The organism is Curtobacterium sp. Csp1 (assembly GCF_013347185.1).
The window spans coordinates 407,017-421,837 of sequence record NZ_CP054594.1 but is presented as its reverse complement, the minus strand read 5'-3'; the positions used below and the strand labels follow the sequence as shown (position 1 = coordinate 421,837).

Here is a 14,821-nt window from a genome sequence, read left to right as displayed (position 1 = left end):
GGGTCCGGACACGATTTCGTGTCCGTACCCCCTGCTCGTTCGGTCAGCGGCCTGCCGTGTAGTGGTTGTTGATCTGCTCTTGGGTGAGGGCGGTGCTGTAGACGGCGGCGTAGCGCATCGAGCCGGTGAAGTAGGGGTTCGCGTTGGTCCAGTCGCGGAGCTTGTCGTAGCCGATACGCCAGTACCCGGTGTATGCCTGCGGCGTGGTGGCTGACGAGCTTGAGTCGACAAGGACACCGTCGAGGTAGAGCCGGGTTCCGGCGGTGGGGGACAGGGTGGCGTCGACGAGGTGCCATTGGCCGTCGGCGTATGACTTCGGAGACGTCAGAATCTGTTTCGCCGCGCCGGGTTGGTAGATCGCGAAGTGCACCTGACCGTTGGTGTCCATGTAGATCTTGCGGTCGTTGGACGGGGACTCGCCCGTGCGTTGACTGCCGAAACCCATGATCGTCCCGCCGGCACTCGTGGTCTTGAACCAGACCTCCTCGGTGAACGTGGTCGGGTTGTTGTATGCGGTCGGGGCGTACACGTAGCTCGAGGAGCCGTTCAACACGTAGGCGCCACCAGGATCGCGTGGGCAGGCAATGGGCGGTATCTGCTGTGACGACATGCCCCCTTGGTAGGCTCCGTTCGCCCTGTTGCCGGAGATGTCGGTTGCGCTGCTAGAGCCATCAGCATCATTCAGCGGGTACGCGAAGAGGGCAGTCTTGTCGGCCGTCGCGGCGGCCGCGCAGGTGAAGTACGTCGCCGTCCCGGCGGTGTTGCTGCTGTTCGACACGGTCGCGGTGAACGCCGATAGCGTCGGGTTCAACCCGATCAGTACCAGGAGCATCGCCAGCGCCAGGCCGAGCGCTGCAGCAACACTCCTGCCGTTCCGGAGGCTCATGGGCGTCATGGATGCACCGTCTTCAGGTGGCCGATCTTGAGGCACCACAGCAGCGGCAAGGCGCAGACCAGGCCGACGATCAGCCAGCCGACCCAGCTGAGGTCGGTGGTCGCGACGAGCTGGTAGAGACCGTTGTGGGTGAGCTTGGTGATGGTGAGCTCCCCGACCTGGCCGTCCAGCAGGCGGACGCTGTCGCCGCCGTGCGCTTGCACGCGGGTGGGCAGGATCCCGGTGGACACGACGGTGGCGTGCACGGCGCCGGCGGTGACGGTGTTGGTGATCATCACCACGTTCACCAGCGCCTTGAGGACGAACGCGGCGTAGGAGACGGTGAGGCAAGCGCCGGCGATGCGAAGGCTGCGGCGCGTGATCGGGTTGGTGAATGTGCTCGTCAGCGCCCACACCAGCAGGCCGCCGATCGCGAGAATCGGTGCTGCCTTGCACACCCACCCCAGATACGGCACGAGAAGGACTGGCGCTCCGACGACGTCGCGCTGCGTCAGGGCCCATGGGTCGGTCGCGCCGTTGATGTCGCCGCGGGTGTGGAACGACCCATCCCGGTTCATCTGGGTGATCCGGTGCGTGTAGGTGACCGTCGGGTTCGTCGGCTCCCGGTATGTGATGACGTCGCCGACGTGGAGTGTGGTGACGTCGACGGGGCGGTCGATGACGAGCGACCCGACCGGGGCGGCGGTGCCCATCGATGGGGTCTCGACTACGAAGAAGCGGCCTCCCGTGATTAGGAAGCCGATCGCAACGACGAGGATGACGGCGCTGACGCCGGCCAGGACCCAGGCGGCGGTGGATTCGAGCAGTGTGCGGGTGCGGCGTTCGGGCTGCGAGGCGGGGATGATGCCGCTGAGGGGAGCGGCTGCGATGTGGGTCATGTGATCCCGTTCGGGTAACAGGAACGGCCGAGCAGTCGGCCGAGAGAAGGGGAGGGGTCCCGCCGTCCGGAGGAGGCGGGACCCCTGGGCGACTAGGCCGTGAAGGTCCAGGTCATCGGGACCGACGCGGCGAGGCCCTGGTACGTGTTGCCCGCGGAGGAATCCAGGGTCACGGCGAAGTTGAACGGCACGCTGGCACCGGCTGCGGGCGCCGGCGGCATCGTGAACGCGGACGAGGCTGCGCCCGCGAAGCTGGCGAGGGTGCCGCTGAACACGGTGGTCGACCCGGACGTGATGACCAGGTTCATCTTCGAGCAGAGGTCGGTCGCGGTGCCGTTCTGGCTGCCGTTGTTCGACTGCGTGCACGTCGAACCGGGGGTGAGGGTGAACGTCGACGCGTTCGCGGAACCGGTGTTCTTGATCGTGATCGCCGTGTTGACGGTCTTGCCCGGCGTCATCGTCGTGCTGCCACCGAACTTGTTGATCGTGGAGCAGGTCGCCGAGTTCGTCGACACGGAGCCACCGTCGGTGCTCGAGCAGGTGACGGTACCGCCGGCGTTCTGCTCCTGCATCGTCAGCGTGCCGGTCGCGGCGGTGTTGCTGCTGTTCGTGATGCTCGCGGCGAACCCAGACAGGGTGCCGGTGAGCGAGAGCGCGAGGAGCACGGACGCAAAGACGCCGGCGATGATCGCGACCGGGGCGAAGCGGAGCCGCTTCAGCGGGGAACGGTGGGACTGGACAGACATGGTGACCTCAATCGGGTGTTGACGGACACGCAGCAGGTCGGCCTGCGGGCCCGGAAGCACCCGCCTGTCGTGCATGCGTTCACCCTTGAGATGCGATCCGACGTCGTCCATGACGCGCGGGATCCAAAGAATTCGAGCGGCTGTCGACGGGAGTGAGTGCGGAGAGGGAGAGTGGTAGCTCCGTGGACGTTTCGTATAGCTGGCTGTACGCTTGGGAGTGCGCGCTGCAGTAGCGGCGTGAAGTGAGCTCGGCAGCCTTCCGGACGGTCGGTGAGCCGAGCTTCGCGTTTTCTACGGCAAGATCATCGACTGGACACGACGGCGCCAGTCCCCACCTCGGGTGTAACTCCACGCGATCGCGTCTGCGATCCAGAGCAACGGCTCCTGGTGCGCGGTCTCGTGCGCATACGAGATTCGGCCGCCGACACCAAGCTGACGTATGGCCTCGTAGAGGACCCGCTTGTCGGCGCGCTCGATTGATTCGTCACGTTCTAGCACGAGCCGGTCATGGCCCTCTCGAGCAGCGAGCGCGACTAGGTCACGCAGACACTCTCCACGTCCAGCAGCCTGCTGCTTGTGCTCAGAGTGGACAACATGTGCCCGAACGCCGAGGCGTTCGAGGGTCGCCAAGATCTGGCGACGTCGGGAGTCGCTCTCGCTCGTGAAGTGCAACCGACGCTGCCCCGGCAGCACAAGCGCGCGAACATCCCGACGGAGTGCAACCTGGTCGCCCGTAACGACTACCGCGGCAACCATCGTGTAGCCCTTGCTCTTGGATTCATCGACGACCAACGCGCTCACCACGAGAGTCCGCCCATCGACGCGATGGAGATCATCGTCGGTGATCCGGGTGAACCCACTCGTCCGCGATCGCCTTGAGTTCGTCGAGCGTCAGAGCGTAGCTGCCGCTGCCCCAGCCCGGCCGGCGGCGTTCGCGGATGCGGCGATACTCAGCCAGCATTCGCAGGTACGTGTCCAGCATCGGCGAGTGCGAGTTGCCGCCATCGTGGCTGTCGATGAACTCACGCTGCTCCTGCCAGCGTCCGCCGCCAACGAGATACTCGACGTAAGAGCCCATCTTGCCCTCGAGATCATCATTGAAGTCGAAGCCCTGGTACCGCAGCGTTGACGTCACCTCCGATGGAACCTCGGTGCCCTGCTGCTGCAGGCCAGCGATGCTGTACTGAGCGACCCGGAACATATCGAGGATGTCCATGACACGTTGCGAGTCCCGCTTGCTGAGCTCCTGAGCTATGCCGGCGAACTCCGCCCAGTACTCCTGAGTGAAGCCAGCCTCAAGCACACGGGCCCGCTCGAGCTGGTCTCCTCTGTCGCCATCGCCATCGACATCGCCCTCGCCGTCGGGGAGAACGCGGCCGAGGATTCGATGGAGCAGCGACAGAACGTGGCGATCCTTCGGGCTCAAAGAATCCGGAGCGTACCCATCCTGTCGAGGGCTGTCCCGGACGCTCACTACGGCCTCTCGAATCAGGTCGCGCACGAAGTCACTGAGGGTCACTCCGTCTTCTGCGGCCTGTCGTGCAGCGGCATCCCGAATTTCGTCGTCCAGCCGAATGGTGAGCGTCGCCATTCGCGTCCTCTCGTATTGCGTTTAGCGTAACACGTAAGACAGTAAAACGGCGCTCGGCGAGGAGCGTCCGAAATCGACCGTTTGTGGCACAAGGACCGGCATCGCGCCGGAAGGGCTACCTGAAGGGGCGAGTTGTGTAGCGATACTCAGTGCCGGAATCTATGCGTCGTTAACGGCCGACGGCAACGAGTTCCGCTACGTTCTCGACCATGGGCGAGCTCCTCGGGTACGCGCGAGTGTCGACAACCGATCAAGATGCATCGCTGCAGCTCGACGCGTTGAACGCAGCGGGCTGCTAGCGGGTGTGGGTCGACACAATGTCCGGCTCGCTCGAGCACCGCCCCGAGTTGAACAAGCTTCTCGATCAGCTCCGCCCGGGCGACACGCTGGTCGTGTGGCGCCTCGATCGCCTGGGGCGCTCAATCCGGCACCTCATCGACCAGCTTCGGGCGCTGGGGGAGCGGGGCGTCGGCTTCCGGTCGTTGCAGGAGACGATCGATACCACCTCGCCCGGTGGCCGGCTCGTGTTCCACGTCTTCGCCGCGCTGGCCGAGTTCGAGCGGGACCTCATCCGTGAGCGAACACACGCCGGCCTCGCGGCCGCGCGAGCACGCGGGCGTACCGGTGGTCGTCCCCCGCGGCTCTCGCCGGATCAGGTACGGACTGCGCGTCGGCTCTACGAGCAGCAAGACACGACCGTCGCCCAGATCGGTGACGTCCTCGGCGTGAGCCGCACGACCGTCTACCGGGCTCTCCGACGCGAGAGTGAACCTGTTGCCGGGCGGCGCCGCAAGACGTCCGGTTGACCACCCTTGGGTTCAGCTGGTCGTTGCTACACCACCGTGATTTGGAGTGTTGCGGATGGGATCGAGGCTGGAGCAGCGTGCCCGTGAGGCGCGATTCTGGGGGCTACTCGGACAGAGTATGAGCAGGCCGGCTGCTTGCGATGCTGTCGGCGTGCATCCGCGTCAGGGATACCGATGGTTCAAAGCCGCTCGAGGGAAGAACCCGTTCGAGCGCGCCGCTCGTTCGGGCCGTTACTTGCGTGAGGAGGAACGACTCAGGATCGCTGACCTCCGCCTCGGCGGCGCAGGCGTGCGCCGGATCGCGGCTGAGCTCGGTCGGGCGCCCTCGACCATTAGCAGGGAGCTCAGCCGGAATAGCTCACGGGGCGGCGCTTACCGGCCCTACGCGGCTCAGAAGCGATGCCGGGAGCGAGCGCGACGGCCGAAACCGCGGAAGCTGGACCGGCTGGAGCTCGCTCTGCAGGTCGAGCTCCGGTTGGTGCGGAAGTGGTCCCCGGAGCAGATCCGTGATGACCTGGCCCGGACGTTCTTTGACCGGCCGGAGATGCGCGTGTCGCACGAGACGATCTATCAGTCCCTGTTCGTCCAGGGCCGCGGGCACCTGCGCGCTGACCTGTACAAACACCTCCGCACCGGCCGCGCCATCCGCCAGCATCGCGGCGAGCCCAGACGGGCGTCGTGGTCGAAGATCCGCGACATGATCCTGATCAGCGAACGCCCCGCGGAAGCCGACGACCGGGCCGTCCCCGGCCACTGGGAAGGGGACCTGATCGTCGGGATCAACGCCAGGAGCGCGATCGGCACCCTCGTCGAACGCACCACCCGCTACGTGATGCTGCTCCACCTCCCGAACGGACACAGCGCCGACGCGGTCCGTGACGCGATGATCCGACCATCCAGACCCTCCCCGCACATCCGCGTCGGTCATTGACCTGGGACCAAGGCACCGAGCTTGCCTGGCACAAAGACATAACCCTCGCCACGGACCTCGCGATCTACTTCTGCGACCCCCACAAGCCCTGGCAGCGCGGCTCGAACGAGAACACCAACGGCCTGCTCCGGCAGTACTTCCCCAAGTCCACCGACCTCACCATCCATAGCCCAGAACGGCTCCGCGAAGTCGCTGCCAAACTCAATGGCCGACCTCGCAAAACCCTCGACCACCGCACCCCGGCAGAAGCGTTCGAACAGCTACTCTCGGACCCGAAACAACCACCCGTTGCAACGACCCCTTGAAACCGCCACCGGCTATCGGACACCTGGTCGTGCCAAGGCAGCGTAGCTTCGGCTCATGTTCGCAGCAGGAGCAGAGGGTTGGTGGTGGGCCCTGCTCATCCTGCCGGTCGTCGTGGCAATCGGCTTCTACCGGGATCGCCGCAACCGGCGGAAGTGACCGCTGAGCGATCGGCTACCGGACTGCTTCGAGTGACGATTTCAGTCGTATCCGTTTTCGTGCGTTGTCACTGACTCGCGGCCGCGGAGTTGAATTGGGAGTTGAAGACCGCCACACAGTGAAGGGCCCCGAGCAACGCTCGGGGCCCTTCACTGTGTGGTGTCTACTTCACGACGGTGTAGACGTTCCTGCTGCACGATCCGCAGACCTTGCTGCGGTAGAAGTCGTGCCGGATGCGCTTCTTCTGGTAGTGGGCGCTGGTGATCGCGTCCTGGAGGTTGCGGTTGGCGTGGCTGCATGCCCAGCCGACCGTCCAGGCCACGCCCGGAGCGCCGCAGATCTCGCCGTAGATCTGCAGAGCCTTGTAAGCGGCTTCGACCTGCGAGCGGGAGAAGTAGAACGAGATCTTCGGGTAGTACTGCGAGGCTGCGCGGCTTTGGGCGCCGGCGATGGTGGCGGGGGCCTTCGAGACATCCGTGACGAACCCGTTGGCGTACACCACGTGGTACAGGTCTGCAGTCTCGGTCAGCACGGCGTCGTCGGGCAGCGTCAGCGCGGTGCCGTCTCCCAGTGGCACTCGGGCGTTGTCCGCATCCGCCGCCACGACTTCGGAGCCGGGGCCGTACTGCGGGGCGGCGTTGTCCTCTTCTTCCGAGAACGCGGGGTCGTTAGCCACTGAGGAGCTGGCCGTAAAGGTGTAAGGACCGGCAATCACGGTGCTGTCGGTGCTGCGTCCGCCGGATTTGCCGGTGATGCTCGCCTGCCAGGAGTAGGTGGCACCATCAACCAGGATGCCGTCCGGAATCTGCCAGGAGTCGTTCACAGCGTCCGAAGTTGCGACGGTGTCACCACTGTTGTTGCGGAGCGTGTAGGTGATCGCGGCGTCGGCGGGGATGTCGTCGTCGGGCACGTAGACCGACAGCTCGGAGTCGAGTGCGATGGTCGCACCGTTGGACGGGTCAGACGCGATCTGCTTCGTGGCCCAGTCGCCGAGCCCGAAGGTGTAGCTGCCGCTTGAGACCTGGCTGTCGCCGTCGACGGTGGTCGCGGTGACAGTGTGTGCGCCGGGAAGGTTGTCGACGAGCACTGTTGACGTGGTGGTGGCCGTGTCGGAACGCTTGAACGTCACCGGAGCGGAGTCGACCGTGACGACCAGGGTGCCGTCGCTGCTCGAGCGAGCGGGAGCGGTGACAGTGCAGCTCACGGGGCTGGACGGTACGGTTGCAACCCACTTGCCCGAGGCGATCGACGGGCAGCTGACGGTCGGAACCTTCGGGCTCGAGTACCACCCCTGCACGTCGATGACGTAGTTGGTCGCTTCGGCCGCGTTCCGGAGGGCGATCTTGCCGTTGGCGCCGAGCGGAACAGTGATGGTGTTGGTTTGGATCTCGTTCGTCTGGAAGTTGACCGCGGTGATGCCGGGGTTGGTCTTGCCGTCGGCGTAGACGTCGGCATAGCCGTTGCTGCCACCGTGCGCGACGATGAGCGTCAACACGACTGCGGAGACGCCCGATCCCATGACCGGGAGGCCAGCGGCGCCGGCGACCTGGATCGATCGGGTTTCGTTCTTCGCGAGGATCTTGTTCCCGGTGGCCCGCGAGTCATACACGCGGCCAGAGGCCGGGGTGAACACCGCGCCGCTCTTTCCCGCAGCGGTGAAGTACCCCTGGAGGTCAACGACCAGGTTGGCGGTCGTGGACGCGTTGGCAATCGTCATCTTGCCAGCTGAGGACAGCGGCACCTGCGCCTGGATCGAGGTGGTCTCAGACGGGGCGTAGTGCAGCGAGTTCGCCGGCTTCGATCCTCCGGTGGCGTACGGCGTGAGGTAGCCGTCCGCGTCGGTGGAGTTCAGTGCGATGAGGTTCACCACAGCACTGGACGCACCCGCGGGAACACCGTTGGTACCGGTGACCTGCACGTCGATGCTCTTGCCGGGCGCGATGGTCGCCTTCGCTGCTCCGAGACCGGAACGCGTGTCGACGATGCGCTTCGCGACCGGGACGAAGCCGCCCGCAGCCGTGCCATCCGTGTTCGAGGTGTAGTAGCCCTGCACGTCGAGGATGAGACGGGCGGAGGTCTCGGTCATGACTTGGATGGTGCCGTCGGAGCCAACGGCGACGGTGGCACTGTTGGAGGTGTACTCGCCGGAAACGCCGTTGTAGATCAGCATCGTGGTGCGCGAGGTGTTCGCGTCGGGGCGGGCGAACAGCGTGCCGTACCCGGTCGATGCGCCAACTGTCGCGTTGAGCGAAACAGCTCCGACCGAACCGTCCTTCGGCAGACCAGCAAGGCCTGCGACCTTGATCGTGCGGTACTTACCTGCTTCCATCGGCGTGCTGAAGCCGCCGGTCCCCTTCGCTGTGTCGAGGATGCGACCGGTTGAGGGCGTGAAGACGCCTCCGGTTCCGGTGTCACTCAGCGCCTGTGCTGGCGTTGCCACCAGCAGCGATCCGATCAATGCAAGCGTGCCCAGGGCCGCGGCAGCGATGCTGCGCTTCCCGGCTCGCGGAGCGTGCAGCGGTGTGCGCACGAAACCCCCTTGGTCATCTGACAGCACCCGCTGCTGTCAGCCTCCGGAGCATAAGAGACAGCGGATTCATAGGGTAAGAGCCCCCTTCGGGGGTGGTGATCTGGTAGGCGAATGGCTATTGACGCTGCATAATCAGACTGCGTCGGCAAGGATCACAGGCTTCGTTGCCGCATCATCACTGCCTTCGAGGGGAACCATGACCAGCACCGTCACGCCGGCTGACACACGATCGACGCAGCCCGAGTTCAACAAGCTGTCCATCGTGGGCTTCGTTCTCGCGTTCTTCATCAGCATTGCGGGACTCATCGTCGGCATCGTCGCCCTCGCACAGATCCGACAGCGTGGAGAGCGCGGCAAGGGGCTCGCGGTCGCAGCCATCGTGCTGTCTGTGCTGCAGATCATCGGGAGCAGCATCTGGCTCGTCGTTCGGCTGCAGAGCTGATCCATCCCGGCGGGACCGTCACCATCTCGATCCGACGTCCAATCCGCTGACCAGAAAGTCGGCTTTCTGATGGAACTCGACCACACCAGCGAGACTGATCAAGCCGAGGGGAAGCGTGTGCTTCGCCTCGGGGCTGTGCTGCTCACACAGCTTGTGAGCAACCTCGTCTTTCCAGGAATCGGCGTCGCGTTCCTCGGTCTGTTGCTCCCGCCCGGCTGGTTCGGTACTCGTGCTGAACGCATCGTCATTGCACTCGGCGCTTTCGTCAGCGTCGCGGACCTCGCGGTCGCACTTCTTGACGGCGTGACAGGGGCCACCGTCAGCTACCAGTTCGTCAACTGACGAGACGCGCCGTGGGCGGTTCCAGGCATCTGGAGCCGCTCACTTTGCGCTGTCGGTATGTCGCCACACCCCCGGCCGTAGTCGAACAGCGGGAGGTATTTGTGCTGCAGTGCCGCTTCCACCCGCGCCGAGACGTTCCGAGAAAGACTACTTATCGGAACTGATACGGTAGCCGTGCGTAGGCTCGAACCACACGATGTCGTCCGCCAGCTAGCTTGTCCAACTGCCACACAACGTGTCCTGAAATACGGGGTTGGACAGGTTGTTTGGCAGCGGCGATCCGCATCGTCACTCGGGCGAGCTCCGCTTTCGTGCGTCGCGAAGCGTCCGTTTGACGTGCGTGCGCTGGGATAGTTCGCGGACCGCCTATGTGAGACGGGGCTGGCGGCCCTGACCGTATCCCGGATGACGATCGGCTATCGAGACGGCGAGACACAACCCCGGCGTCTCAGGGGTGGGGGCAGGGGTGGACGGCGCTGTCAGATCCCCGGCGGGCCGCGATGGCTGGTCGTGGGCCGTTTACGGTGCAATGTTCGGGTCGTCGCACCGCACCCAAAGAGCTGTTTCGGAGTGGAAGGGTCTGCTGGGTTGGTGCTGCCGCCGCGGGCGGTGCTGTGCCGCTGTGTCTGCGGACAATCTGCTGCGCGCCTCCTACGGTGAAGCGATGCGTGAGGAGCTGGAGGCCGCGGTGAGAGCGCATCAGGCGGCGTCCATCCCACCGGGCGTCGACCAGGGAAGCATCACCGATGCGGACATGCCGGCCGCGTCGACGATTGGTTGGGCAACGTTGGTCCTTGCCGGTGTCCCGCTGACGGACTCGGAGCGGGCGGAGGTGCTGGAGTTGGCGACGTCGTCGTTCTCGATGGTCGGGTTGATGCCGATCGAGACTCGCCCGTACTTTGCGCGCCTCGGGCTGATCACCGCGCTGACGGCCGCGCTTGTGGTCACCACCCCGACGGAGTTGTAGCGCGAGAGCCTTCGACCCCCACCGGGGCAGCAGAGCACGACCCGGGCCGAAGCCTCCTGTGGGTGGGGTCAGGAGTTGGTGTCGTTGGCGGCGCGCAGTGTTTCGCCGGGGAGTTCTCCGAAGGCTTCGCGGTAGGCGGCGGCGAATCGGCCGAGGTGGACGATGCCGACGGCCCGGGCGACGTCGGAGACCGAGGTCGCGGCGCCGGATTCGAGCTGTTGCCGGGCCATCAGGAGCCGGACAGCGCGCAGGTAGCCCAGCGGGGTGGTCTGGTGCACGCGTTGGAATGCGCTCTGCAGACCGCGGGCGCTCATCCCGGCAGCGGCGGCGACGTCGTTCACCGTGATTGGGGTGGCGATGTTGTCGAGCATGAACGCTTCCGCTCTGCCGACGTTCGACTCGGGTGGCTGTTCGGACCGACGTCCGACAGGCCAGTGCGGGATCGCGGTGAGCAGTCCCTCGGCGGCCATCGCCGCGAGTTCCCGTTCCCGATCGAGGGAAACCTCCCCGGTAGTGCTGAGGATCTCGGAAGCGATCGTGCGAACCATCAGCCACCACGCGGCGAGGGGTGCTCCGTCCGGGACGTGGTTCGGTTTGAACTCGAGCGGTCCGGGCTCCCATCCGCCTCGCTCGGCGGCGACATGCTCGACGATCGCCTGGTCGATGCGCATGACGTCTTTCTGGAACCGGTCCCACTGCACCTGCTGCCGGCCGGTGTACAGCACGGGGCGGCCGATGGGGAGCTGCTGGCCGCCAACGACCGCGTGCCCGGCTTTCAGCCAGACGATCATCACCGCGGCGGTGGCGTCGACTTCGCCGCGGATCGTGCCGGTGGAGCTGGTGGACTCCAACGCCAGCAGCGGAGTGCCGGTGAGGGTCTCCTCGAAGGAGAAGTCGGCGCTGCCGGTGACGTCGAGGCCGCGGACGCGGAAGGTGTGCAGGAGCGCATTCCGCGCGACCGCGGTGTCGCGAGTGCGGGTGACGAGTCGGGAACGGACGATCGTGTCAGTGTCCGCGGCAGTAGCAGTGTCGGCGTTCGTGGTGTGGTCGTTCATCGTTCATCGTGCGTCGTTCTGTCAGGCGCGGCGGAGGGTGTCGCGCGGGTACTCACCGTGCTGTTCGGCGTAGGCGGCGGAGAACCGGCCGGCGTGCGCGAACCCCCAGTACTTCGCGACGTCACCGATGTTGGTCGTGGCCGGGTCGCCCGCGACCAGGGCATCGCGGACCCGATCGAGCCGCACCTGCCGGATGTAGGCGTTCGGGCTGACCTCGAAGAGTCGTCGGAACGCGTGCTGCAGCGCCCGGAGGCTGAGGTTCGCGACCTGGGCGACGTCGTCGGTCGTGATCGGGAGGTGCGCGTGTTCGTGGATGTACTCGACCGCGAGTCGGATGTGGCTGTTCTTCGGCAATAGCAGCTCGTCCGGCAGCGTTGCGGACGCGACCGGGTACAGCTCCAGCAGCGCGAGGGCGCCGAGCCTGCCCATCTCGGCCTGGAGCAGCGGGGAGGCGTGTCGGTCCATGACGGTGTGGGAGATCAGCTGCACGCTGCTGCGCCACACCTGCAGGGCTCGGTCGTCGGGCCGGACCGTGTGGTCCAGCTGCAGGTTCCCGGCCTCGATGCCGCGTTCACTGGCGACGGTCTCGAGCGCGGTCCGGTTGATCTGCACGATGCGCTGGTCGTAGTCGTCGTACGAGAACGCGGCACCCTGCTGGGGCCAGAGCTGCGGCCGGCCGTGCTCCATCTCGATCGTGGCGCTGTCGGTGGTGATGGTGCCGCGGCCCTTGTTCGTCCACTGGACCACGAAGTCCTCGGACGGCGTCATGACCCCGTCGAGGTGCCCGTCGAACCGGATCGTCCGGAGCGTCATCGCCCGGTCGCCGACGGCCGTGTACCGGAACGAGAACGGCTGCCGGGTCTGGTCGGCGCTCCACTGCTGTCCCGCGTACGCCTCAGCGAGGAACTCGCGAGCGACATCGAGGTCGGTGCTCTGCGTCTCTTCCTGTACACGGGTCGGCTGCGAGTCAGTCATGGGATCGGCAGCAGCATGCCGGACCACCTCCCCGTAACCAGCCCAGTATCCACAGAACGTCACAACCAGTGCACGGCGTCGCTTCTCTGCCGGCGCCGCTCCGCATCGCTTCCAGCGGCGCTCGGAGCCCGCTTATCCGCCCGATGACACGCAGCCGACCCTCCCACATCCGGGAATCGACACAACTGCCGGACCGGTTCGCGGCCCGGTGCGGGCGCCTTCTACGGTCGGATCATCGCCCGGCGCCGCTCCGGTGACAGCAGATGAGGACGACACCATGACCACGATCACCGCCACCGACTTCCAGGTCGCACCCCGCACCGCACACGACGCCGTGTCCCTGCGTCGCACCCGGTCCACGCACCGCAGCCCGTTCAGTGAGGTCCGCGAAGCCCGCCGCCAGCACGTACTCCAGGTTGCCGCGGTCAGCACCGGGATCCTCTCCGTCACCGTCGCCGCGTCCGCCGCGATCGTCCTCACCCTCGCTGCATGAGCGCCGCGACGCTCACGTACGACGACGTGATGACCCAGCCGATCGACATGACCACGCTCCTCGCAGAACAGGACCGCACCCATGAGTAACCACGCCCGCCTCGAGCAGCTGCGCCGCATCCCGACCGAGTGGCACCGCCGCGGCATGACCTCCCCGACCGAGATCGACCAGCTCGTCACCGAACGCCTCGGCCACCGCTACAGCAACAACACCCTGAACACCTCGGAGCCGTCCTACGCGGACTTCTTCGTCGCTGCCTGACCCCTGGCGCGACCTCCCGGCACCCGGACACCACCCCGACCGGTAGCCTCAACACCGACACCACCAGGTCTATGACGCTTCTTTCCCTCACCCCCAGCACCCGCGAGACGGCCGCGCAACGCGCCGCGTCGGGCGCCGCCGACGCGCTCTTCACCGAGCACGGCGTCATTCCGGTCACCCTCGAGCAGGTCGCGGACCGTGCTGGGCTGACCCTGGCCGAACTGCAAGGTGCGTACCCGACGAAGCAGGCGCTGGTCGTCGCGGTACTGCAGCGGTGGCACGGATCCTGGCGGCGGGCACTCGAGCACATCACCACCGTGTCGGACGACCCACGCGACGAGGTCCTCGGCATCTTCGGGTACCTCGAGGAGTGCTTCGAGGACGAAGGCTGGCGCGGCTGCGCCTTCATCAACGGCCACGCCGAACTCGGCCGGCAAGACCCCGACGTCGCGGCCCTGGCCCGTGAGCACTTCCAGGACGTCGAACGCCACCTCACGCTCGTCTGCGAGCGAGGTGGCATGCCCGCGCACGTCGCACAGGGCCTGTCGCTGCTGATCGAGGGGGCCCGTGTCGAGTCCGCCGTGCAGCGCTCCGCGCAACCGGCCCGCTCAGCTCGCCTCACCGCGGCCATGCTCATGTCGGTGTACGAGTCCCGACCCGCCTTCTGACGATCGAAGCACCGAAGCTGTCCGGCAAGTCTTCGTTGACTGAGACTCGGCTCGTATCAGGACAAGCAGTCTGGCAGTAACTCCGGACACCGATCTCGTGGCGAGGGCCTCGCCCCGCCGGTCCAGGACAGGGTGGTCGGCGGCCGACACACGACGAGGAGGCTCCGATGGCGGTTGAGGTAACAGTGGGTGGCGGTCCGACGCTGGAGGCGCGGGACCGGATGCGGCAGCAGGACCTGCCTCTTCAGGAGCGGTTCACGGACGACTTCACCGACCACGATGCCGCCGACGGGCAACCCCAGGACGGGTCCGGGATTGCGTGGTTCTGGGAGCAGTTCGGGAAGGCGTTCACCGACATCGAGCGGGAGGACGTCGAGACGATCGCGACACCGACGAAGGTGATCACGATCTCCACCCTCGCCGGCACGCACACGGGGGAGTGGTTGGGGCACGCCCCGACCGGGCGCCGGTTCACCGGGGTCCGGAACGTGCAGGTCATCGGGTTCCGCGACGGCCGCGCCGCGGAACGGTGGGGCAGCACCGATCAGCTCGGCATCCTGCAGCAGCTGGGACTCGACTGACGTGTCCGATCAGCAGGCGACAACCCCTGCCGTGACCGTCGGTAGGCGGGCGCTGACGGCGGAGCAGCGTGCTGCGGCGGAACGCTCCCGCACGGCGTTCGCCCGACTTCGAACCGCCGCCGGTGACGGCGCCCCTGCTGGGTCAGCTGCGGTCGTGGTGCCGGTGGGTGCGTCGCCGCAGGTGTTTGCCGAAGCGTC

General features: G+C 66.3%; 15 protein-coding genes, 1 pseudogene and 1 other annotated feature (1 of these 17 cut by a window edge). Of the genes and pseudogenes, 9 read left to right on the top strand and 7 right to left on the bottom strand.

The annotated features are described in order from the left end of the window. Positions 1 to 43 precede the first annotated feature (43 nt). The 4 genes from HUN58_RS02055 to HUN58_RS02040 all read right to left on the bottom strand — a co-directional run bounded on the left by HUN58_RS02055 (position 44) and on the right by HUN58_RS02040 (position 4,110). Entirely contained in the window at positions 44 to 895 is an 852-nt protein-coding gene (locus tag HUN58_RS02055; RefSeq protein ID WP_208745339.1) for a LamG domain-containing protein, read from the bottom strand. Further along, positions 892 to 1,773, bottom strand: coding sequence for a signal peptidase I (locus HUN58_RS02050; protein WP_208745338.1), 882 nt, complete (start codon positions 1,771 to 1,773; stop codon positions 892 to 894). The genes HUN58_RS02055 and HUN58_RS02050 overlap by 4 nt, the downstream gene beginning before the upstream one ends. 92 nt (positions 1,774 to 1,865) lie before the next feature. Then, entirely contained in the window at positions 1,866 to 2,519 is a 654-nt protein-coding gene (locus tag HUN58_RS02045; RefSeq protein ID WP_208745337.1) for a hypothetical protein, read from the bottom strand. A gap of 832 nt (positions 2,520 to 3,351) precedes the next feature. Beyond that, positions 3,352 to 4,110 carry a YfbU family protein gene (locus tag HUN58_RS02040; protein ID WP_208745336.1) on the bottom strand — a complete coding sequence of 253 codons (759 nt, stop codon included), beginning with the start codon at positions 4,108 to 4,110 and terminating at the stop codon, positions 3,352 to 3,354. Between the two features lie 317 nt (positions 4,111 to 4,427). On the opposite strand from HUN58_RS02040, the gene HUN58_RS02035 reads away from it, so the two are divergent. Both HUN58_RS02035 and HUN58_RS02030 read left to right on the top strand, forming a co-directional pair. Further along, complete coding sequence (locus HUN58_RS02035) at positions 4,428 to 4,916, top strand: recombinase family protein (protein WP_254631596.1); 489 nt, start codon at positions 4,428 to 4,430, stop codon at positions 4,914 to 4,916. 229 nt (positions 4,917 to 5,145) lie between these two features. Continuing rightward, positions 5,146 to 6,152: pseudogene (locus HUN58_RS02030) on the top strand (IS30 family transposase); the annotation flags it as partial. A 320-nt stretch (positions 6,153 to 6,472) separates the two neighbouring features. Here HUN58_RS02030 and HUN58_RS02025 read toward each other — a convergent pair. Then, on the bottom strand, positions 6,473 to 8,839 hold the full coding sequence (locus HUN58_RS02025; protein WP_208745335.1) for a hypothetical protein: 2,367 nt from the start codon (positions 8,837 to 8,839) through the stop codon (positions 6,473 to 6,475). A gap of 196 nt (positions 8,840 to 9,035) precedes the next feature. Here HUN58_RS02025 and HUN58_RS02020 point away from each other — a divergent pair, with 196 nt between their 5' ends. From HUN58_RS02020 to HUN58_RS02010, 3 genes are all read left to right on the top strand, one after another. Continuing rightward, on the top strand, positions 9,036 to 9,281 hold the full coding sequence (locus tag HUN58_RS02020) for a DUF4190 domain-containing protein (RefSeq protein ID WP_208745334.1): 246 nt from the start codon (positions 9,036 to 9,038) through the stop codon (positions 9,279 to 9,281). Between the two features lie 69 nt (positions 9,282 to 9,350). Then, positions 9,351 to 9,623, top strand: a complete 273-nt coding sequence (locus HUN58_RS02015) for a hypothetical protein (protein WP_208745333.1) — start codon at positions 9,351 to 9,353, stop codon at positions 9,621 to 9,623. 664 nt (positions 9,624 to 10,287) lie between these two features. Beyond that, positions 10,288 to 10,590: a hypothetical protein gene (locus HUN58_RS02010; protein WP_208745332.1), complete on the top strand. Its 303-nt coding sequence runs from the start codon at positions 10,288 to 10,290 to the stop codon at positions 10,588 to 10,590. A 68-nt stretch (positions 10,591 to 10,658) separates the two neighbouring features. Here the strand turns inward: HUN58_RS02010 and HUN58_RS02005 are convergent, their stop codons facing one another. Together HUN58_RS02005 and HUN58_RS02000 are read right to left on the bottom strand one after the other, a co-directional pair. Further along, positions 10,659 to 11,441, bottom strand: coding sequence for a helix-turn-helix transcriptional regulator (locus HUN58_RS02005; RefSeq protein ID WP_208745331.1), 783 nt, complete (start codon positions 11,439 to 11,441; stop codon positions 10,659 to 10,661). A 225-nt stretch (positions 11,442 to 11,666) separates the two neighbouring features. Then, the gene (locus HUN58_RS02000) at positions 11,667 to 12,620 is read right to left on the bottom strand and encodes an AraC family transcriptional regulator (RefSeq protein ID WP_208745330.1); all 954 of its coding nucleotides are present in this window, start codon (positions 12,618 to 12,620) and stop codon (positions 11,667 to 11,669) included. Between the two features lie 277 nt (positions 12,621 to 12,897). Here HUN58_RS02000 and HUN58_RS01995 point away from each other — a divergent pair, with 277 nt between their 5' ends. The 4 genes from HUN58_RS01995 (at position 12,898) to HUN58_RS01980 (ending at position 14,623) form a co-directional block, all read left to right on the top strand. Further along, positions 12,898 to 13,113, top strand: a complete 216-nt coding sequence (locus HUN58_RS01995) for a hypothetical protein (protein ID WP_208745329.1) — start codon at positions 12,898 to 12,900, stop codon at positions 13,111 to 13,113. 81 nt (positions 13,114 to 13,194) lie between these two features. After that, positions 13,195 to 13,374, top strand: coding sequence for a hypothetical protein (locus HUN58_RS01990; protein WP_208745328.1), 180 nt, complete (start codon positions 13,195 to 13,197; stop codon positions 13,372 to 13,374). A gap of 71 nt (positions 13,375 to 13,445) precedes the next feature. Further along, positions 13,446 to 14,042, top strand: coding sequence for a TetR/AcrR family transcriptional regulator (locus HUN58_RS01985; RefSeq protein ID WP_208745327.1), 597 nt, complete (start codon positions 13,446 to 13,448; stop codon positions 14,040 to 14,042). 167 nt (positions 14,043 to 14,209) lie between these two features. Beyond that, complete coding sequence (locus HUN58_RS01980; RefSeq protein ID WP_217488571.1) at positions 14,210 to 14,623, top strand: ester cyclase; 414 nt, start codon at positions 14,210 to 14,212, stop codon at positions 14,621 to 14,623. A gap of 189 nt (positions 14,624 to 14,812) precedes the next feature. Further along, positions 14,813 to 14,821 (top strand) — a sequence feature (23S ribosomal RNA rRNA prediction is too short) (it continues 260 nt past the right edge of the window).